18 protein-coding genes are annotated in these 20,322 nt (G+C 63.6%); 8 read left to right on the top strand and 10 right to left on the bottom strand.

Features of this window, described 5'->3' with window-relative positions; translation table 11 throughout:
• Nucleotide 1: 1 nt before the first annotated feature.
• Both I2H36_RS08585 and I2H36_RS08580 read right to left on the bottom strand, forming a co-directional pair.
• On the bottom strand, nt 2-703 hold the full coding sequence (locus tag I2H36_RS08585) for a gamma-glutamyl-gamma-aminobutyrate hydrolase family protein (RefSeq protein ID WP_196263469.1): 702 nt from the start codon (nt 701-703) through the stop codon (nt 2-4).
• Complete coding sequence (locus tag I2H36_RS08580; protein WP_196263468.1) at nt 700-1,677, bottom strand: amidoligase family protein; 978 nt, start codon at nt 1,675-1,677, stop codon at nt 700-702. Before I2H36_RS08580 ends, I2H36_RS08585 begins: the two co-directional genes overlap by 4 nt.
• A gap of 132 nt (nt 1,678-1,809) precedes the next feature.
• Between I2H36_RS08580 and I2H36_RS08575 the strand changes: the two genes are divergently transcribed.
• Nucleotides 1,810-3,231, top strand: coding sequence for an MATE family efflux transporter (locus I2H36_RS08575; RefSeq protein ID WP_196263591.1), 1,422 nt, complete (start codon nt 1,810-1,812; stop codon nt 3,229-3,231).
• On the opposite strand, the gene ispH is transcribed toward I2H36_RS08575, so the two are convergent.
• The 8 genes from ispH to crtI all read right to left on the bottom strand — a co-directional run bounded on the left by ispH (nt 3,210) and on the right by crtI (nt 13,465).
• Nucleotides 3,210-4,178 carry a 4-hydroxy-3-methylbut-2-enyl diphosphate reductase gene (gene ispH, locus I2H36_RS08570; protein ID WP_196263467.1) on the bottom strand — a complete coding sequence of 323 codons (969 nt, stop codon included), beginning with the start codon at nt 4,176-4,178 and terminating at the stop codon, nt 3,210-3,212. The two genes, I2H36_RS08575 and ispH, sit on opposite strands and share 22 nt — an antisense overlap.
• Entirely contained in the window at nt 4,175-5,461 is a 1,287-nt protein-coding gene (locus tag I2H36_RS08565) for a hydroxysqualene dehydroxylase (protein ID WP_196263466.1), read from the bottom strand. The genes ispH and I2H36_RS08565 overlap by 4 nt, the downstream gene beginning before the upstream one ends.
• A complete protein-coding gene (locus I2H36_RS08560) occupies nt 5,458-7,116 on the bottom strand; it encodes a squalene/phytoene synthase family protein (protein ID WP_196263465.1) in 1,659 nt (552 codons plus the stop codon). The genes I2H36_RS08565 and I2H36_RS08560 overlap by 4 nt, the downstream gene beginning before the upstream one ends.
• Nucleotides 7,113-8,225: a glycosyltransferase family 2 protein gene (locus tag I2H36_RS08555; protein ID WP_196263464.1), complete on the bottom strand. Its 1,113-nt coding sequence runs from the start codon at nt 8,223-8,225 to the stop codon at nt 7,113-7,115. The genes I2H36_RS08560 and I2H36_RS08555 overlap by 4 nt, the downstream gene beginning before the upstream one ends.
• Entirely contained in the window at nt 8,222-8,962 is a 741-nt protein-coding gene (locus I2H36_RS08550; protein ID WP_196263590.1) for a lysophospholipid acyltransferase family protein, read from the bottom strand. The genes I2H36_RS08555 and I2H36_RS08550 overlap by 4 nt, the downstream gene beginning before the upstream one ends.
• A gap of 95 nt (nt 8,963-9,057) precedes the next feature.
• Nucleotides 9,058-10,593: a phytoene desaturase family protein gene (locus I2H36_RS08545; RefSeq protein WP_196263463.1), complete on the bottom strand. Its 1,536-nt coding sequence runs from the start codon at nt 10,591-10,593 to the stop codon at nt 9,058-9,060.
• 82 nt (nt 10,594-10,675) lie between these two features.
• A complete protein-coding gene (locus I2H36_RS08540; RefSeq protein WP_196263462.1) occupies nt 10,676-11,773 on the bottom strand; it encodes a class I SAM-dependent methyltransferase in 1,098 nt (365 codons plus the stop codon).
• Between the two features lie 141 nt (nt 11,774-11,914).
• Nucleotides 11,915-13,465 (bottom strand): phytoene desaturase family protein, encoded by a 1,551-nt coding sequence (crtI, locus tag I2H36_RS08535; protein WP_196263461.1) that lies wholly within the window; start codon nt 13,463-13,465, stop codon nt 11,915-11,917.
• A gap of 320 nt (nt 13,466-13,785) precedes the next feature.
• Here crtI and I2H36_RS08530 point away from each other — a divergent pair, with 320 nt between their 5' ends.
• From I2H36_RS08530 to I2H36_RS08500, 7 genes are all read left to right on the top strand, one after another.
• Nucleotides 13,786-14,175, top strand: a complete 390-nt coding sequence (locus tag I2H36_RS08530) for a septal ring lytic transglycosylase RlpA family protein (RefSeq protein ID WP_196263460.1) — start codon at nt 13,786-13,788, stop codon at nt 14,173-14,175.
• 58 nt (nt 14,176-14,233) lie between these two features.
• Nucleotides 14,234-14,590 (top strand): hypothetical protein, encoded by a 357-nt coding sequence (locus I2H36_RS08525; RefSeq protein WP_196263459.1) that lies wholly within the window; start codon nt 14,234-14,236, stop codon nt 14,588-14,590.
• 73 nt (nt 14,591-14,663) lie between these two features.
• Nucleotides 14,664-14,969, top strand: coding sequence for a hypothetical protein (locus tag I2H36_RS08520; protein WP_196263458.1), 306 nt, complete (start codon nt 14,664-14,666; stop codon nt 14,967-14,969).
• Between the two features lie 161 nt (nt 14,970-15,130).
• Nucleotides 15,131-15,442 carry a polyhydroxyalkanoic acid system family protein gene (locus tag I2H36_RS08515; RefSeq protein ID WP_196263457.1) on the top strand — a complete coding sequence of 104 codons (312 nt, stop codon included), beginning with the start codon at nt 15,131-15,133 and terminating at the stop codon, nt 15,440-15,442.
• A 208-nt stretch (nt 15,443-15,650) separates the two neighbouring features.
• Nucleotides 15,651-16,853, top strand: coding sequence for a glycosyltransferase (locus I2H36_RS08510; protein ID WP_246718709.1), 1,203 nt, complete (start codon nt 15,651-15,653; stop codon nt 16,851-16,853).
• Nucleotides 16,854-16,859: 6 nt separating this feature from the next.
• A complete protein-coding gene (glf, locus tag I2H36_RS08505) occupies nt 16,860-18,014 on the top strand; it encodes a UDP-galactopyranose mutase (protein ID WP_196263455.1) in 1,155 nt (384 codons plus the stop codon).
• 73 nt (nt 18,015-18,087) lie between these two features.
• A complete protein-coding gene (locus I2H36_RS08500) occupies nt 18,088-20,259 on the top strand; it encodes a family 1 glycosylhydrolase (protein WP_196263454.1) in 2,172 nt (723 codons plus the stop codon).
• Nucleotides 20,260-20,322: the final 63 nt, after the last annotated feature.

The raw sequence follows: 20,322 nt of genomic DNA, 5'->3' as shown, positions 1-20,322 counted from the left end.
TCTAGGTAGCAAGCGCCTCCGCCGAGAGGGGCAGTGCCGCCTCGCGGGCCGCCTCCGTGAGCGCTGCGAACAGACGCTGGTGCGGCTTCTTCCAGACCAGCAGTTCTGGATGCCATTGCACGCCCAGCAGGAATGGCGCTCTTTGGCTCTCGATAGCCTGGACGATGCCGCTCTCGTCACGGGCCGCGATGCTGAGGCCTTGCCCGAGCCGGTCCACCGACTGGTGATGCAGGGCATTCACGAGACAAGGGTTGCAGCGCAGGATGCCGTTGAGGCGTGATCCGGGCTCAACGGTCACCGTCTTGCGCGGCAGCACGGTGCGCATCTTGGGGGCCTGCACATAAACCTCGTAGATGTCCGTGTGCAGCGTGCCGCCGAGCGCCACATTGATCATCTGCGATCCGCGGCAGATGCCGAGCACCGGCAGGCCGGCCGGGAGAGCCGCCTTGAGCAGGCCGAGCTCCAGCTTGTCGCGCTCGGGATCGATGCGCACGTCGGGCAGCACCTGCCCGCCATAGATCTCCGCGCCGATATCGTCGCCGCCGCCGATGACGAGACCATGGAGCGGCTCCGTCGGCAAAGGATGGCCCGGCACGATGCGAATGGAGCGCGCGCCCGAGCGATACAGCGCCAGCCGGTGCATGAGGTAGCTGCGCCATCCGCCGCGGCGAGACGTGGTGACGCCGATGAGAGGCCTGGTCATGAGCGTACGACCTGCTCCACCACGTTGGCCCAGCTTTTGTCCTCTCCTTCGAAGGCGAGATAGGCGGAGCCGACCGCGTCCAGCTTCCCGCGATCGGCGGCCAGACGCTCGACACAGACCCAGCGATTCCAGTCCGGCGCGATGCTCCAGCCGGGGTCGCTCACCCGCGCATCGGGCAGACGATAATGAAACGTGGGGCGGCCGTTGATCTTCTCGTTCGGCAGCACGGCCCGCACGCGCGTGGCATCGAAGTGATGCAGGAGCGGCAGGAGGTCGAGGTCGCGGTTCCGCGTCGGGTTGTGGCTCAAATAATCGTCGATGAAGCTTGCGATATCCGGCCAGTAATCAGGGGAAGCGATCCTGCGCACGTATTCGGCCGGGAAGGGGTCCGCGAAGCCGAGAAGATTGCGGGTGGCGTCCGGGGAGGCCTCGCGCCGGAGCCATGGGTTGAGCAGCGCGAAGCTTTTCATGAAGGCCGTCAGGGTTGCCGCATCCTGGCGAGGAATCTCCGGATTGAAATGCAGCCCGAAGGCATAGAACGGCGCATCCTGCGTTCCCTTGGCGCCGAGCCCGCGCAGGATCGTCAGGATGCGGTTGAGATCCTCCAGGCGGTCGATGGGTGTGGGAGCGGTGACGAGTTCGCAGGGCACGAGATAACTCGCGGCAAAGCCGAAGAGAGCGGCGATCTTGGGCAGCACGCCGCGCTGCGTGCCGGCCTGCTTGCCCGGGTGCAGAATGCGGCTGTCGAGCTCCACGGTCAGGTCGCCGATGGCCGATTCCTTCAGAGCGAAGGCATGAGGATCCTCCTCGATGAGCCGGCCCCCGAGCGCCTCCTGCAGGGCCTGCACGGTCTTCTCGGCGGAGGGGCCGACGAACTCGATTTCGACTCCGACCGTGCGCACCTCGCCCCGCTCGTTGTGCAGGACCGGCGGCAGGACAAAGTCGATTGCGGTGGAGAGCGCCGGCTGCGCCATGGAAAACTCCGGGAAATCAACACGAAAACGTGAGCGAAGAGGGGAACGGACGCGCTTGAGCTCAGGTTCCTTCCGGGCTTCAGGGTTCCTGCGGTGGCTTTCGGGCGGCAGGTTGGCTACAAGCCCGGCACCATGATTCATCGCACCTCCCTGACTGAACGCGCTGCCTGGCTGGCGGAACTCCGCGCCACGCTGGCTCTCGGCTGGCCGCTCGTTCTCGCCACCCTGGCGCAGAACGCCCTGATGACGTCCGACGTGATTCTCATGGGCTGGATGGGCTCGGAAGCTCTCGCGGCGGGTGCGCTCGGCACCAACCTTTACTTCGCCTTCCTGATCTTCGGCATTGGCCTCGTGAACGCCACCTCGCCGATCATCGCCGAGGAGCTTGGCCGCAAGCGCCATTCCGTGCGCGAGGTGCGGCGCACGGTTCGGCAGGGCCTGTGGGCATGCGTGACGGTTGCGATCCCGATCTGGATCGTCGCCTGGAACGGCGAGGCGATTCTGCTGGCCATCGGCCAGGAGCCGCGGCTCGCCGAGAATGCCGGCGAGTACATGCGGGCCCTTCAGTGGAGTCTGCTGCCATTTCTGTTCTTTCTGGTGCTGCGCTCCTTCCTAGCGGCGCTGGAGCGGCCCGGCTGGGCGTTGTTCATGGGTCTGCTGGCCATCCCGGTGAACTTCGGCGCGGCCTATGCCCTGATGGTCGGTTCGTTCGGCTTGCCGGCCCTGGGGCTGGTGGGCGTGGGTCTCGGCACGGTGCTGTCGAGCACGTTCATGTTCCTCGGGCTCGCCTTCGTCATCACCCTCGATCCCAAGCTGAGGCGCTATCACGTCTTCGGCCGCTTCTGGCGCCCCGACTGGCCGCGCTATCGCACCCTGTGGCGGATCGGCGTTCCCATCGGCCTGACGCTGATGTTCGAGGTGACGATCTTCAACGCGGCCGCCATGCTCATGGGCCGGCTCGGCGCAAGCGAACTGGCCGCCCACGCGGTAGCCCTGCAGATCGCCTCCTTCTGCTTCTCCGTTCCCCTCGGCATCGGGCAGGCCGTCACGGTGCGCGTGGGTCGCGCTTATGGCGCGCAGGATGCGCCGGGGGTCACCCGCGCCGGCTGGACGTCGTTCGCGATCGGCACCGGTTTCATGGTCGTCACGGCCTCGCTCATGATGTTTGCGCCGCACCTGCTGCTCGGCGCCTTCCTCGATTTGAGTGATCCGAAGAATGCGCTCGTGGTCGATCTGGCGCGCTCGTTCCTGGTAGTGGCGGCCATCTTCCAGCTGGTGGACGGTGCACAGGCGGTGGGCGCCGGCATGCTCCGCGGCCTTCAGGACACGCGGGTGCCGATGATCTATGCGGCTCTCGGCTATTGGGGTGTCGGCCTGCCGCTTGGCATCATCCTGGCCTTCAACACGCCCCTTCGCGGTATCGGCATCTGGATCGGGCTCGCCAGCGGGCTTGCCGTGGTGGCCGGGCTGATGCTGTGGCGCTGGCTGCGACGCGACCGGCTCGGGCTGGTAACGGCCACGCCGCAGGACGTTCAGGAAGCGTTTGCGAGCTGATTGACGAGACGTGAGAGGTCGACTGGGGCGAACTGGGCGTCCTCGCGGGTCACGCTGACCTCCTCCACCGTGAGGCGCCGCCATTGCGCGAGCCGGGCCAGGGCCTCCTTTACCAGATCCTCGGGCGCGGAGGCTCCGGCGGTGAGGCCGATCACGGCGGCGCCGTCGATGAAGGCGAGCGTCAGATCCTTCGGATCCTGCATCAGAAGCGCTTGGCGTCCTTCGTTGGCGGCGACCTCGCACAGGCGGTTGGTGTTCGACGAGTTGCGCGCCCCACACACGATGATGCGCTCAGCCCGCCGGGCGATGACGCGCACCGCCATCTGCCGGTTCTGCGTCGCGTAGCAGATCGTTTTGACGTCCGGTCCCTGGATGGCCGGAAACCGCGATTTCAGGGCCGCGATGATCTCGCGCGTATCATCGACGGAGAGCGTGGTCTGAGTGATGTAAGCGATGCGTTCCGGGTTCAGGACGGGCAGCTTGAGCGCCTCCTCAACGCTCTCGATCACATGCACGGTGCCGTCGATCTGCCCCGTCGTGCCCTCGATCTCCACATGACCCCGGTGGCCGATGACGATGACCTCGCGGCCTGCCCTGGCATGGCGCTGCCCTTCCAGGTGAACGCGGCGTACCAGCGGGCAGGTGGCGTCGAGCACGGAAAGCCCGCGGCCCGTCGCCTCGCGCTCCACTGCGCGCGGCACGCCATGGGCGCTGAAGATCGCCACGGCCCCGTCGGGAATCTCTGCGATGTCTTCGACGAAGATCGCGCCCTTGCGCTTGAGATCATCCACAACGCGGTTGTTGTGCACGATCTCGTGGCGCACATAGACGGGCTTTCCCGTCCTCTCCAGGGCGTCCTCCACCGCCTGAATGGCGCGCTCGACGCCGGCGCAGAAGCCGCGCGGCGCGGCGAGCAGAACGGTGAGCGGCGGATGGTCCTGAATCATGCCGCGTCCTCCGTCTTCAAGCCTCGGTCTTTGGCGAGAGTGGCCCGGGTGCCGCGGGCATGGTGCAGAATGGAAGCGGCGTGCTCGCCGGCCATAACGGCGCTCTCGATGGTGGCGGGGAGGGACCCGATCCAATCGCCGGCCAGCGCCAAATTCGCGAGCGGCCGCAGGGGCGGCTGGGGCAGCGTTTCGGCGGCTTGACGGATCGTGGCGCGCTTTTCCTTCACCACGCGCGTTTCGGGCTGCCGGTCGGGTTGCGCATCGAGGCCCAGGAAGCGCAAAGCCGGCATGATCTCGCGCCAGATCCGTGCCGCCACATCGGTGGCGTTCTGGTCGACCACCGCATCGGCCGCCGAAACGGTGACGCTCACATGGTTCTCGCGGATCAGCGCCCATTGGGCCAGCGTGCCGGTGAAGCCGATGAAGCGCGGGCGGTCCAAGCCTTTCATGCGGTAATGCACGTTCAGGATCGGCTCGAACTGTGTCGGCACCGGAAGGGCGGGCAGAAGCCGCTCAATCTCGTAGGGGGGAAGCGCCAGGATCACGCGGTCGTCGGGGCCGAGCATCACCGTGCGGTCGCTCAGCGCCAGCCCGATGACGCGCCCATTGGCAGTGAGAAGGGTGCGCAAGCGCTGTCCGTTGAGGACGGGCATGCCCCTGGCCTGAAGCGCCGCAACGGCGGGCTCGATCAGGTCCTGACTTAGGCCGTTCCTGGCTACCAGAAGACGGCCCGCGCCAGGGCGGATAAGCTGGCGAAGCGCGCAGGCAAGGCGCTGCGCGGAGGCCTGCTCGGGCGGCGTGTTGAGGACCGCCACGGTCAGCGGCTCGATCAGGCTGTCCATGATCGGGCGCTTGCCGATGATGGAGGCGACCGGGCATTCCTTCGCGGCGAAGACGAGGCGCACGATGCGCATGAGATCGGGCAGGGTTAGCCCCTGAGGACGGCGGGACGGCATCAGCCAGGACCAGGGCGACAGACCGACACAGCGCATCTCGCCGGTGCGGCCGTCATAGAGCGGAAGGCCCTTGGGTTCGGGCTCGATCCAGCGCTCGCGCGCACCCACGGTCTTCAGGAGGTCGAGCGCACGTCCGTTGGCCGTGAACAGCACATGGGTGCCGTTGTCATGGGTGAAGCCATCGGCGGGGTGCAGCGTGCGGCAGCGTCCGCCCGGATGAGGAGCGGCTTCATAGAGCGCGGCCTCGCCGCCATCGGTCGTGACGGCCAGCGCCGCGCTCAAGCCCGCGATCCCCGCTCCGACGATATGGGTGCGTCGTGCCGTCATGCGGGCCTCATGGCGCGGGAGATCAGGTGCAGGCGATCGGCGGTGCTCAGACGCAGCCGGCCTTGCCGCGTTCCCCAGCCGCGGGCCTGCAATCGTGCGAGCACGCGGCGGTAATTCTCCATCATCAGGATCGCGGGTTTCAAGGCCGCGCGGTCGAGGCGCATTAAGGCATCATCCGCAGCCGTAAAGCCTGCCCGCGCCTCCTCGGCCAGGCCTTCGCAGACGCGGGCGAAGCGCGGATCGGCCACGAGGGTGGCGGCCGGCGCGTCCTGCAATCCGAGCTGCGCCAGCCGCGAGAGCGGAACATAGACGCGCTCGCAGGCGGCATCCTCATCCACATCGCGAAGGATGTTCACGAGCTGCAGGGTGCGCCCGAGATTGATCGCGAAATCGTGGGCGGACGGTACGCCGAAGATGCGGATCGAGAGGGCCCCGACCGAACCCGCCACCCGGCGGCCGTAGAGGTTGAGCTCGTAATCGTTCGTGATCCGCAAGCGTTCCGCGCTGTCCATCTCCATGCCATCGAGGAGCGCGTGGCATTCCTCCACCGGCAGCTTGAAGAGGCTTGAGGCGCGGGCGAGCTCCCGCCCGATGGGCGTTTCCGGCGCGCGATGCAGCCGGTCGAGCTCACGCCGCCAGTCGCGCAGGAATGCACGCTTCTCGGACGGCGGTGCAGCCCCATCGGCGATGTCGTCGACGGCGCGGCAGAACGCATAGACCGCATGCATGGCGCGCCGGCGCTCCCTGTGCAGGCTTTGCATGCCCAAACGGAAGGAGGATCCGGACCGCTGCACCATGGCGGCCGTGATGCGATGGTCCCCGTTGATCGGCCGGCGCAGCGTACCGCCAAGGCCCCGCAGGAACGCCATGCAGGCATCAGCCTTGCTCACCTGCACACGCTCCAGAACCGGATCGCTGCTGCGCAGGCGTTCACTCAAGGCGCGGGCGAGCGCCATGGTGGCGATGCTCTGCGCCCGCAGGCGCCGGTTCTGCACATGCTCCGGCAAGGATTGCGCCTGGTCGATCAGCGCATCGACCCGATCCAGCATGGCATCGATCACGCTGCGACGCAGAGCGGCCTGGGCCGGATCGAAGAAGGCCTTCTCGGAGCCTGCTCCCATCATCCAGCGCAAGGGGATGTAGATTCGCCCGAGTTCCTGATGGTCCTTGCCGCAATCCTGCAGATGATTGAGGATCTGCAGCGCCGTGCAGAGGGCATCGGCCGGAGCCTGGGCAGCGCTGCGCTCCTTGTGGAGCGCCAGGAGAAAACGGCCAACCGGGTTGGCCGAGAAGCGGCAATACTCGATAAGCTCTGCCCACTCGTTATAGCGGGCTTTGACCACGTCCTGCCGGAAGGCCCGCAGGAGATCGCGCGCCTGGACGATCCCGGCCTTGTGCTGCCTGTCGGCCGCGTTGAGATGTGCGGCTTGTGAGACTGCAGGATCGCCGGCGATGAGCGCCTGCTCGAGCTCGTCGAGCCGCTTGAGCTTTTCGGCAGCCTTGAGTCCTGGAGCATCGGCGATGTCGTCGGCCATCCGGGCAAAGGCATAGAAAGCGAGAACCGCATCCCGGTGCTCGGGCGAGAGCACCAGCGAGGCCACCGGAAAGTTTTCGTCCCGCGGTCGCTTCGTGGCTTGGGTGATGGCTTGGCTCATGGCTTCACCCCCACGGGATAGAGCCTTCCCTTCCAGCCGGCGCGGCGGGTCGTGCCGATCCGCAGGAGCACGCTCCATTGGATCGCGAGCCCGACCAGCATGGTGAAGGGATGCATGGGAATCGACCAGGGATTCTCCCGCGTCGCCACTGTCACGAGCGTGCGGGTCGCGAGCGACAGGAGCGCCGCTGCCACGATGGGAAAGGTCTGCACAAATGGAAGCAGCGTGAAAGGTAGTATGTGCCCGCCGAGAAGAAGCGCCGTCCAGATCGGCAGGGCCACCGGCGTTGCCATGCCCTCATGGGCATTCTTGGCAAAGCCGTTCCACGCCTCGTCGAAGCGTGTGTACATCCGGCAGGAGGCGAGATGATCGCCTCGCACGAGATCGGTCAGGAAGCCCTTGCGGCGGAAGAGCCGCGCCAGCTGAATGCCGTCATGAATCCGCTCGCGGATGGCGGCATGGCCGCCGCTGGCACGATAGGTTTCCCGCTCGACAAGCATGAGCTGGCCGCAGGCAGCGCCCAGTCCTGGATCGCGCGACAGGCGCATGAAGCCCATGGGCAGATATCCGAGAAGCAGAAGGTTGATCGTCGGCACCGTCAGCAGCTCGCCCAGCGAGCGCATGATCTGCCGAGGCACGGCGCTGACCAAGCCGGTATGGCTCTCCTGCGCGTGGCCTGCGAGACGAGCGGCCGCATGCGGAGCCATGCGTACATCAGCATCCACGAATAGGAAATGCGTGCCCTTGGCTGTTTCAGCGAGATGATGGCAGGCATGGACCTTGCCGGTCCATCCCTCCGCGAGCGGAGGCGCCGTGAGAAGGCGCACGCGCTCATCGCGTGCAGCGTAGGCTCTGACGATCTCGGGCGTGGCATCCGTGGAGCCGTCATCCATCACCAGGATCTCGACCGACACACCGACGCTCGCGAGCGCTGCATCGAGAGCCGGGCCGATGTTCTTCGCCTCATTGCGCGCGGGAATCAGGATCGAGACGAGGACATCGCCTTTCGGTATGTGGAGCGGCGTTGCACGCAGGATGCTCAGGTTCACGAGAGCCAGAACGAAGGAAAGCCCTGCAAGAGCTAGAAGGACGAGACCAAGCACGATCATGAGGCGCGGCCCTCATGGGATGGATCGAAGCTCCGGCCCCGCAGGGCCGCCATCGTCCGGCGCCATCCGTCATAGATGCCGCCCACGCCGGCGCGACCTTCGAGCATGGCGCGGAAGCGCGCGGGATCGCGGCTCTGCACATCGGCGCTCAACCGGTCGAGAGTGGCTGCGAGCTCCGTCTCGAGACGCTCCACGCGGTCATGGCGTGCAAGATCCAGAAGGTCTCTGCCATGCATAGGCTTGCCGAAGGCGAGGAAGGCCTCGGCCCCGCGCTCGAGCCAGAAGCCGTATTCGATAGCAAGCGGAATCACCGTACAGTCGGGTGCGAGTTCGGGAACCCGCGCTACACCGGGCTTGAGCCCCAGCGGGCGCTCGCGCACATCGCCGAAGCGACCCTGTGCGGTAACCCACAGTGCGCGGTTCGGCGATGACAGGATCTCAGCGCTGGTCCGCAGGAAATTCGCCGCGCCGCGAGGGCTATCGAGATCGACTCCGAACGCGCCAATGCGGCCGAAGATGCCGTATTGCTTGAGCATCGCAGCATCGATGGGCGCGTAGCTTTCATAGGATGGAAGGAAGTGGTCTGCGGCGATGATGTAGATGGCTGCGTCCCACCAGCCCGGATGGTTCGAATAGACGATCACAGGGCCATTCACTGGGGCTGCCGGCATGCCCCATGAGGCGACACGCAAGGCATTCATATGGCGCGTGAAATAGCGGCGGAATGTCGAGACCATGAAGCGGTGGATCAAGGGAGAGCGACGCGCGACAGGAGACCGCTCCGCGCCATGTGGCGTGGAGCGGTCTCTGGCGGTGTTGCGCGTTTTCTGCCTCAAGACACGTTCCGTAGATTCTCGGCCTTGCTGTCCGCATCGAGCGCGTCGGCGGCGATCCAGCCCGACATCATCACCATCGGCATGCCAGGGCCTGGGTGAGCCGCGCCGCCGGCGAGATAGAGGCCCTGCACCTGGCGGCTCCGGTTGCCCGGCTTGAACGCGCCCATGAACTTGCCGTGGCTGGCGAGCCCATAGATGGCGCCGTTGAGCACCTTGTAGCGGTCGTGGATGTCCTGCGGCGTGAGATGGCGCTCGACGACGATGCGCTCCTCGATGTCCGCCATGCCGGCCGTGCGTTTCAGCTTGTCGATGATCACCTGACGATAGGCCGGAAACATCTGCGACCAGTCGTGATGCGGGCGAAGATAGGGCGTATGCACCAGGACGTAGAGCGCCTCGCCGCCTTCCGGTGCAACGGTTGGGTCGGTTGCGGCCGGTGCCGCGAGATAGCAGGTCGGATCGGGTGCGGGTTCGCCGCGGCGATAGATGTAATCGAACTCCTCCTCAGGATCGCGCGAGAACACGAAGTCGTGGTGGAGGACGTGATCGTAGCGCTTGTTGAGGCCGAGATAGAGCACCACGCCGGAGCAGGCCGGTTCGAAATCCTTTCTCGCGTAATGCTCGCCCACCTCACCGCCGACGAGTTCGCGGTAGGTGCGGATCGAATCCATGTTGGAGATCACGCTGTCGTAGGCGACGTCTTCGCCATCAGCGAGAACGACGCCTTCCACCGCACCGTTCACGATCTTGAGGGACGCCACGTCGCTGTCGGTCTTGATGGTAGCGCCAAGTTCCGTTGCGAGCTTCGCCAGCGCTTCGGCCACGGCGCGGGTGCCGCCCATGGGATACCACACACCGTCCGCCGCCTGCATGTGGGCGATGGCGCAGAGCACGGCGGGCGAACCGTATGGAGAGGAGCCGACATATTGCGTGAAATGGTCGAGCATCTGCGCCAAACGCTCGTCCTTGACCTTCGAACGGATGGTGCCGGCAACCGACGAGCCCATGCGCAGGGACAGCACATCCTTCAGTGTCCCGGGATTCATGTTGGCCCGGATGTTGATGGTGTCGAAGAGATCCTCCACCGGCTTCCAGAAGAAGAACTTGTTCGAGATCTCGTGAAGATGGGCGGAGATTTCCTGAAAGCGCTTGTAGCCCTCGCCGGTATTCTTGCCGGGCGCGAAGCGGTCCATGGCCTCAGCCATGGCGCCGATGTTCTCCTGCAGGTCGATCTGCGTGCCATCATCGAAAAAACAGCGCCATTGCGGGTCGAGCCGAACCAGATCGAGATAATCGGAGAGGTTGCGTCCTGCTTCCGCGAAGATGCGCTCCAGAACCCGCGGCACGGTGAGGATCGTCGGGCCCATGTCGAACCGGAAACCGTCTTCGTGCAGCACTGCCGCCTTGCCGCCGATCCAGGCGTTCTTGTCGTAAAGCGTGACCGTGTGGCCGCGGGCGGCCGCAACACAAGCCGCCGCCAAGCCGCCCAGCCCTCCGCCGATGACTGCAACCGAAGTTCCTTGAGCGCTCACGATGTCCTCCCGCAGGGCACAAGCCTAGTCGTTCCAAGGCCTATGTCCAGTTGTGTTGGTTCTAGGAATGGCATGACCCAGTTCAAGGCAGATCACGCAGGTTTGGGCGACGGGCGCAGACCATGCGCAGCGACTGCCGGCCGGGCGCCCGGATCACCGGATTGAAGCCGGCCGATTCCAGAAGCGGCTTGATGCGAGCCACGCCCCGGGTGTTGCCGCCCCAGAGCAGGTTCTTCAGCCGGTTGACGGACGAGACTGTGCCCGGACCGTCATGGGAGAGCACAGCGACCAGAAGCCAACCACCCGGCTTCAAGGCGCGGAAGATCCGGCGGAGAGCCTCCTCGATGACCGCGTCGGGCAGGAACATCTGCGGCAGGAAGGCGAGGTCGAACGCCTTGTCCTCCCGAAACTCTTCCACGCGCTCCCGTCGAACCGCGATCCGATCCGCCAAGCCCGCCTGCCGCACGTGCCTCTCCCCAAGCTCCGCCGGATGCGGTGCCGGTTCGATCGCCACGGCGCTCAAGTGAGGGAAGTGCCGGCAGAGCGCAATGGAGAGACCCGCGGCGCCTGCTCCCACGTCAAGAAGCGCCGCTCCCGGGGCCTCGAGCCGAGGAACGAGCCCGGGGAGAAATTTCAGCTTCGGCAGCGCGCGCGTGGTCCAATGCCGGGTCAGGGTGCCCTGCGCTTCGATGATGGCATCGTCCGTATGGGACCAGCCGTCGAGGCATAAGCTTCCCGTCTTCAGCCTGTGCCGGAAGTCTTCGGTCTGAAGCAATGGTGCGCGCAAAGCCGCCTTGAAGGTCTCGACACCCTCAGAGGATGTAAACGGCATCAGCGCGGGCGAGGCCCGCACCCGGCCGTCCTCCCATGTGATGAAGCCGAAAGTTCCGAGGCTGTCGATCAGGGTTTGCACGAGAGCCGGCGGAAGCGACAGGGCCAAAGCCAATTCGCCGATGGTGGCGGACTGTCCGAGCCGTGCGAGCAAACCGCTCTCGGCGCAAGCCGATAAAGCGCTCGCCGACCAGATGGCGGTATCGGCCTCTTCGAGCACCTTCAGGACATCGCTGGCGTTTCGGGAGGCCGCCGGAATGGCAGGCATGCGCCAGGATCCAAGGCCCACGGAGCCGAGGCCGAAGCGGTCTCCTCCGTGGGACAGGAGGGCATAGGCGCGCCACAGCATGGGAGTTTCAGAGGATCGCGCGTGCGGCCTTCATCGAGGCATTCTCGACGAAGAGCGCGGCCGGTCGGAGGGCTTGGGCGCGGAGGAGGGGGCGAGAAACAGAAATGCGAGCAATCCGATTCGACTCATGGCACTGGTTCCTCACAAAGCGGCTTCGCTCAAAGGAGCGACGGCGGGCTCCGGCGCGTCATTCCCGATCTTGCGGCGCTCCCGGTCTTCGAGCAGCAATCGCGTCGTGATCCGCGCGCCTTCGTAGATGACCGGCAGGCCGCTGCCCGGATGGGTGCCGCCGCCCACCAGGTACACGTTGCGGCCGAAGCGGTTGTTCGGCCGGAAATAAAGCATCTGCGTGAGATTATGCGCGAGGTTGAAGGTGGCGCCCTCGAAAACCGCGAACTCGTCCTCCCAGCCGCGCGGCGTTACCACGCGCTCATAGCGGATGCGGCTTTCGATATCAGTGAGGCCGAGCACCTTTAGTCGCTCCAACGCGATCCTGCGATAGCGCGGAGCCTCCTGCGCCCAATCGATGCCGCAGCGCAGGTTCGGCACAGGCACAAGCACATAAAGGCTCGCATGGCCCTTCGGCGCGAGCGACGGATCGGTCACGCCGGCATGATGAATATAGATCGACGGCTCCTCCGGCAGGATGCCGTTGGTGATCTCGTGGATGTTGCGCTCGTATTCTTTCGACAGCAGGATCGTGTGATGAGCGAGATCGCCCAAGTCGCCCTCGATGCCCAGATAGAGCATGAAGGTGGAGCAGGAGATCTTGGCGCGATCGAGCTTCCTGTTCTTCCAGCGCGGGCGCATCTCTTCCGGCACGAGGCGGCGCATGGCATGGCCGAAATCGCCGTTCACGACAACGGAGCCTGCCGCAAATCGCTCGCCGGCCGCCTCAAGGCCGACAGCCTCGCCGTTCTCGTAGAGAATGCGGTCCACAGGCGTGTTCAGACGAATGTCGACGCCCATCTTGCGGGCGACATTCGCCATCGCCTCCGACACCGCGCCGCAGCCGCCCATGGGATGAAACACGCCGTGCTCGTATTCCAGAAACGACAGGATCGTGAACAGGCTCGGGCACTGGAACGGCGACATGCCAAGATATTTCGTCTGGAACGAAAAGGCGAGGCGCACGCGCGGGTCGGCGAAATAGCGCTTGAGATCGCTGTCGACGCTCGAGAAGGGCCTAAGCTTCGGCAGCGCCGCGAGCATTGCTGGTGAGAAGAGATCCGCTGGGCTCGAAAAGGCCTGTTCCAGCACCGGCCGGAAGGCCTCAAGCTTCTCGCGGTTGTCGTCGAGGAAACGCCGCACGTTGCGCGCATCCGCAGGAGCAAGCCGGGCGATCTCCTGTTCCAGCCGCTCAAGGTCATAGGTTGCGCGGATATCGCCGCCGCCTTCAAAGACGAGGTGGTATTGCGGGTCGAGACGTTTGAGCTCGACATGGTCCTCCAGACGCTCGCCGCAAACCTCGAAGATGTCCTTCAGGACGCGCGGATACAGGAAGAAGGTTGGGCCGATGTCGAATTTGTATCCGCCGGGCGCATGGATCGTCCTAGTGCGGCCGCCGACAGCCGGTTCGCGCTCGAAGATCGTGACCGGGATCCCCTCGCGGGCCAGCAGCATGGCAGACGCCAGACCGCCTGGGCCGGCCCCGACAATGGCAACATGCGGGGATGGAGAGGATTTCAGCATCGAACGGATGGCCTCGGCCGCCTTGGGAACAGTGAAGACTTACCTATAGCGGCTTGACTGTCCGGCCAGAGTCACATTCTGGCGATCACGGAACAGTGAGAATGGGCTCTGAGACAAAAGAAACGTTGTTCCATATATAGTCATGCAGCAAAAAAAATTCTTCAGGCTAGTTTTACCAATAATTCCATATCTCTGAAGTATGAGTGAGCGTCGAAAAAATTTAGTCGCCTTATTCTTGCCTTTTTAAGGATCAGCTTCACTTCCAACCAGAACGGAAGGGGAGACTGTCCTTGAAGAATATCCTCACCCGAGCATCTGCAATGGTGCCACTTCTTTTGATTGCTGCTTGCAATACAACCGCCTCTAACGACCCATCGGTCACAGGATCCATCTCAACGGCCAATATCGAGACAGGCAAAGCCTTTCAGCGTGGCGCAGCGTCCTGGTACGGACCCGGTTTCCATGGCCGCAAAACCGCCAGCGGCGAGCGCTTCAACTCCTATGACATGACGGCCGCCCATCGATCCTTGCCGTTCGGCACCCGGCTTAAGGTCGTGAACGAGACCAACGGCCGTTCCGTGGTCGTGCGGGTAAATGATCGCGGTCCCTTCGCCCACCGGCGCATCATCGATCTCGCCAAGGGACCCGCACAAGCTCTTGGCCTGACCTCGTCCGGGGTCGGCTACGTCTCCCTTCATCGGCTCGATTAGGCGCTTCTTAATCCCTTGCGACGATTCTTGGCTCGATTCGGGACCAAGGGTTGCTTACATGGAATCGAGATCGTCTCAGCCGACGAACGTCATACGCTTTCCGGGCGCGCGCTCGTCGGCCCATCCACGCCACGACCAGAAGAGCCTCATGGATGCCGTGTATTCGGCGGGCTCGCTGACCATCCGCGCCGACGATCGCGCGATGAAGGCCATGGCGACGCGGCTTACCATCTTCGGATTCGTCGTCATCGATGAAATCCAAGTTGACGGCATGGGCCGGCGGCTTCGCCCCTCCGAGGCTTTCAATGCCTCGACAGCCTTGCCCTGGCGTATTTCGAAGCCCTCGGGCCGATATCGAATCGAGGCCGGCATTCCCGAAGCGGACCAGGACCTGTTTGCAGCTTTGCAGGCCTGAGCGCCTCCAGGGCTCGCCTTTCCCGTCCCGTGAGCTATGTCCTGCTCCGGCCATGGCATTTCAGGGGAAGGCGATGCACCTAATTCAGATCCTTCTGCCGCTTGCCGACAATGCAGGCCGCCGCTTCGACGGCGCAGCCTATGGGCGGGTGCGCTCGGAGCTGGCCGAACGGTTCGGCGGCATCACGAGCTTCACGCGCGCCCCAGCCGAAGGTGTCTGGAAGGAAGGCGGCCATACGGCCCATGACGACATCGTCGTGTTCGAGGTCATGGCACGCGAGATTGATCACCCCTGGTGGGAGCGCTACCGCGCGGACCTGGAGCGTCGCTTCGATCAGGAAGCGATCGTCATTCGGGCGATTCGTGTCGAAATGATCTAGCGCAACATGCAGACCTCTGGGTCCGCGCGATTGATGCGCCATCTCAAGAATTGGAGCATCAAATAGAGACCAAAAGTGCATTCGGCTTTTAGGTTCGATGCTCTGTCGACGGAACCGATCCGGCACGGCTTCGCTTGTCGAGTAAAAAGCGGAGCATTTTCATGTCGAAGCCCCTTGTCGTTTCCATTCCCCACAATCTGGGCCAAGCCGAAGCCATGCGACGGCTGCAGGGCGGCATGGCAGGCGTAAAATCGCAGTTCGGTGACAAGGTCGCCTCCATTCAGGAAAATTGGAGCGGTAACCGAATGGATTTCCGCGTTGGCGCCATGGGTCAGAACGTCAACGGACATCTTGAAGTCATGCAGGATCAGGTGCGTGTCGAAGTCCAATTGCCATGGATACTTGCGATGATTGCGGAGAAGGCAAAGACCTTCATTCAAAAGCAAGGAACGCTCTTGCTCGAAAAGAAGTGACGCCCACTATTCCCATGAATAGCCGTTCACGAAGATGAACGCAGATGGAACCAAACGGTACCATCTGCGTTATAAAATCGATTGCGACCGCGACCCTTCGTTGGTGCGCTTCATTAAAGACATCGTTTTATTCGCCCCGGACCGTGTTCTTCTGTCCGACCGTGACAACACACCTTTATCTGAGGTTCGCGCTATGCATGAGCGTTTGATGACGCAGTCCTACGCCCTTCGTTCGCCTATGAAAGCCGGTTCGGAAAAACCCCTCCTCGTTTGTTTCTCGCACCTTCGCTGGGATTTTGTCTGGCAGCGTCCTCAACATCTTCTCAGCCGCGCCACCAAGCACTACAACGTGCTGATCATCGAAGAGCCGATATTCAAGCCCGGAATCACCCCGCATATGGACGTGAGCGAGCGTCCGCAGGGCGTCACGATCGCCGTTCCCATGCTCCCCGAAGGCTTGTCCCACGAGGATGTCATCTCCGAGCAGCACGACCTTATCGAGGAACTGATCGGCCGCGAGGCGTCGAGCCCGCGCGTATTCTGGTACTACACGCCGATGGCCATGGCCTTCACCAGCGATCTTGAGTGCGACCTGTGCATCTATGACAACATGGATGAGCTGTCGCTCTTCCGCGGAGCGTCGCAGGAACTCATCGACTTGGAAAATGCGCTCTTCTCGCGTTGCGATCTCGTGTTCACCGGCGGGATGAGCCTTTATGAGGCCAAGAAGAACCGCCATCGCAGCATCCACGGCTTCCCGTCCTCCATCGACTTCAGTCATTTCTCGCAGGCTCGCTCCATCCGTCAGGATCCCGAGGATCAGGCGACGATTCCCCATGTCCGTCTCGGCTTCTTCGGCGTCGTCGACGAGCGCATGGATATCGATCTCCTGGCCGAGGTTGCCGATCTGCGTCCCGACTGGAACTTTGTGATGATCGGTCCGGTGGTGAAGATCGACCCGGCCAGCCTGCCGCAGCGGCCCAACATCCATTGGCTCGGCGGCAAGTCCTACAATGAACTGCCGCACTACCTGGCCGGCTGGGACGTCGGCTTCATGAACTTCGCTCTCAACGAGGCGACGAAGTTCATCAGCCCCACCAAGACGCCCGAGTTCCTGGCGGCCGGCGTTCCCGTTGTCTCGACCGCGATCACCGACGTAGTGCGCCCGTACGGCGAGAAAGGTCTCGTCGAGATTGCAAGGAACGCTAAGGAGGTGGTCGCCAAGGTCGAAACCATTCTCGCCCGTCCGAAGGATCCTTGGCTTGCCAGGGTGGACCGGCACCTCGCCGCCGGCTCCTGGGACAAGACCTGGGCCGCCATGCACAAGCTGATACTGGATGCCACCGGTGCTGGCGCCACGGATCGCCCGGCTTCGTCCCTTCCCGTTTATGCCACCACGCCTGCGGAGTGATCTGGAATGTATGATTGGCTGATTGTCGGCGCCGGCTTTGCGGGCAGTGTTCTGGCGGAACGACTTGCGAGCGAGCGCAACGAGCGCGTCCTTCTCATCGACCGCCGTCCTCATATCGGCGGCAACGCCTATGATAAGTACGATGATGACGGGCTGCTGATCCACCAGTATGGGCCGCATATCTTCCATACCAATTCCAAGCAGATCTTCGACCATCTTTCCCGCTTCACCGAATGGCGCTTCTACGAGCACCGGGTGCTGGCGGAGGTGGACGGCATGCAGGTGCCGATCCCGATCAATCTCGACACGGTCAACAAGCTTTATGGCCTGAACCTCACCTCCGAGCAGTTGCAGGATTGGTTCGCTGAGCGCGCCGAGTCCATCGGCGAGATAAAGACGTCGGAGGACGTGGTCGTCTCCGTCGTGGGCCGCGAGCTCTATGAAAAATTTTTCCGCGGCTACACCCGCAAGCAGTGGGGTCTCGACCCGTCCGAGCTCGACAAGTCCGTGACGTCGCGCGTGCCGACCCGCACGAACCGGGACGACCGTTACTTCACGGACGAGTTCCAGTTCATGCCGAAGCACGGCTACACCCGGATGTTCGAGAAGATGTTAAGTCACCCGAACATCGATATCATGACGCAGACTGAGTACGATGACGTCAAGAACGTCATCCCTCATCGTCGCGTCATTTATTGTGGGCCGATCGACGAGTATTTCAATTTCCAGTTCGGCAAGCTGCCCTATCGCTCGCTGCGCTTCGAGCACGTGACGCTTGATAAGCCCTGGCACCAATCGGTCGGCGTTGTGAACTTCCCGCAGACGAACGATTACACCCGTGTCACGGAATACAAGCACCTGACCGGCCAGGAGCACGCCAAGACGGCGCTCACCTACGAGTACCCGTCGGCCGAAGGCGATCCCTACTACCCGATCCCGAAGGCGGAGAACCAGGAGCTGTTCAAGAAGTACGAGCGTCTGGCCTTGGCCACCCCGGATGTGTGGTTCGTGGGCCGTCTGGCGACCTACCGCTACTACAACATGGACCAGATCGTCGGTCAGGCGCTTGCCACCTTCCGGCGCATCAACGAGTCCCTGCCGGTCGGCGCCGACACATCGGCCGTCAAGGTCGTGTCGGCTTCGGCAGGGCTGGTCTCGTAATGAAAAAAGTCATCGAACAATCCGCGCTAAGAATTGTTGAAGAACGCTTAGTGAAATAGCTCGGAGTTGTACGATGAAGCAATCACTAGAGCTTTGGGGCGGTTTGGAATGTACTGTCGCAAGAGTCCGCGACGACTACCGCGACCAAAGCCTGGAGACCGGTCATCAGGATCGGATCGAGGATCTCGATCGTATTGCTGAACTCGGGATCCGCACCCTGCGCCATCCGGTGCTCTGGGAGACGATCTCTCCCGAGAGCCCGGACCGGACGGACTTCTCCTGGCATGATACGCGCCTGAAGCGCCTGCAAGAGCTCAATATCCGCGCCATTGCGGGCCTGTGCCATCACGGCAGCGGCCCCCGCTACACCCATATGCTCGATTCCGCATGGCCGGAGCTTCTGGCCCGCCATGCCGCCAATGTGGCGGAGCGCTATCCCCATCTCGATCTCTACACGCCGGTCAACGAGCCGCTCACCACGGCCCGGTTCTGTGGTCTTTACGGACACTGGCATCCGCATGGCACCGGTTACGAACCCTTCCTCAAGATCCTCGTGAACGAGTGCAAGGCGACCGTTCTGTCCATGCGAGCCATCCGCAAGGTGCGGTCCGACGCACAGCTCGTCCAGACGGACGACATGGGCAAGACCTTCTCGACACCGACGCTCTCCTATCAGGCGGAGCACGAGAACCAGCGCCGTTTCCTGAGCTTCGATCTCCTGTGCGGCATGGTCGACCGGGAGCATCCCTGGTGGCAAATCCTGCTCGATCATGGCGTTGCTCAGGCCGATCTCGAACTCCTGCTCGAGGCCGATGCCGCACCCGATATCATCGGCATCAATCACTATCTCACCAGTGAGCGTTATCTCGACGAGCGCAAGAGCCGCTATCCGGAACACCATTGGGGCGGCAACGGCCGGCACGAATACGCCGATGCGGAAGCCGTGCGCATGCCGCTGCCGATCAAGGGGCTAGGTCCAGCGGCTCGCCTGCGCGAGGTCTGGGAGCGCTACCGGCGGCCCATCGCCATCACGGAGGCTCACCACGGCAGCACGCGCGACGAGCAGTTGCGATGGCTCATGCAGATCTGGAACGATGTTAGCACCCTGCGCGACGAGGGAGCCGACATTCGGGCCGTGACCGTCTGGTCGCTCTTCGGCACCGTGGATTGGAACAGCCTCCTCACCCAGCGCAACGACTTCTACGAGCCGGGGCCGTTCGACGTGAGGGCGCCCGAGCCTCGCAAGACGGTGCTTGCCCATGCCAGCGAGTCGCTGGCCAAGACAGGAGCCTTCGATCATCCGGTGCTCGACCGCGCCGGCTGGTGGCGACGGGATATCCGCTTTTACAAGCGCCCGTCGAAGGAGTCGCGCGCCTGCTGGCTCGCCGACGAGCCGCGCCAGCTCTTGATCACAGGTGCGACCGGCACGCTCGGTCGAGCCTATTCGCGCCTGTGCGATTTCCGCGGTCTCAACCACGTGCTGCTCTCGCGCCAGGACATGGATATCGCCGATGCCAGGAGCGTCGCGGACGCCCTGAAATGTCATCGTCCCTGGGCGGTGATCAACACCGCCGGCTATGTCCGCGTCGCGGAAGCCGAGAACGACCGCAAGGCCTGCTTCCGCGAGAACACCAAAGGGGCCGGGATTCTTGCGAAAGCCTGTGCCGATCTCGGCATTCCGCTCGTGACTTTCTCGTCCGATCTCGTCTTCGACGGCTCACTTGAGAGGCCGTATGTGGAGAGCGACGCGATCAACCCGACGACAGTCTATGGTGAAAGCAAAGCCGAGGCGGAGCGCCGTGTGCTGGAGGCTCATGACAAGGCGCTCATCCTGCGCACGAGCGCCTTCTTCGGGCCCTGGGACCGCTACAACTTCATCTGGTCCATCCTCAACACTTTGAGCAAGGGTGAAGGGGTGGAAGCCAGTCTCGATGTGGTATCACCCACCTATGTGCCTGATCTCGTGAACACCTCTCTCGATCTGCTGATCGATGGCGGCTCAGGCATCTGGCACATGGCCAATATCGGCGAGACCTCTTGGCGGGATTTTGCCGCCATGGCGACCGAGCGCGCGGGCTTCGACCCCAGCCTTGTCACCGACGCGGGCGATCTGCCGGCCCTCAACACGGCGCTGTCCACGGAGCGCGGCATTCTCATGCCGCACCTTGAGAGCGCCCTCGACCGATTCTTCATCGACAACGAAATCGAATGGTCGGACGACGCCATGAAGGTCGCGGCCGAGTAACTTTTCTACTCCCAAAACGCAAAGGGCGGTGCAGACAACCTGCACCGCCCTTTTCGCGTGAAG

The sequence above is a fragment of the Microvirga terrestris genome (genome assembly GCF_015694425.1).
GTDB lineage: Bacteria > Pseudomonadota > Alphaproteobacteria > Rhizobiales > Beijerinckiaceae > Microvirga > Microvirga terrestris.
The sequence above is the reverse complement of the archived record's forward strand: the minus strand, read 5'-3'. Positions and strand labels throughout refer to the sequence as shown.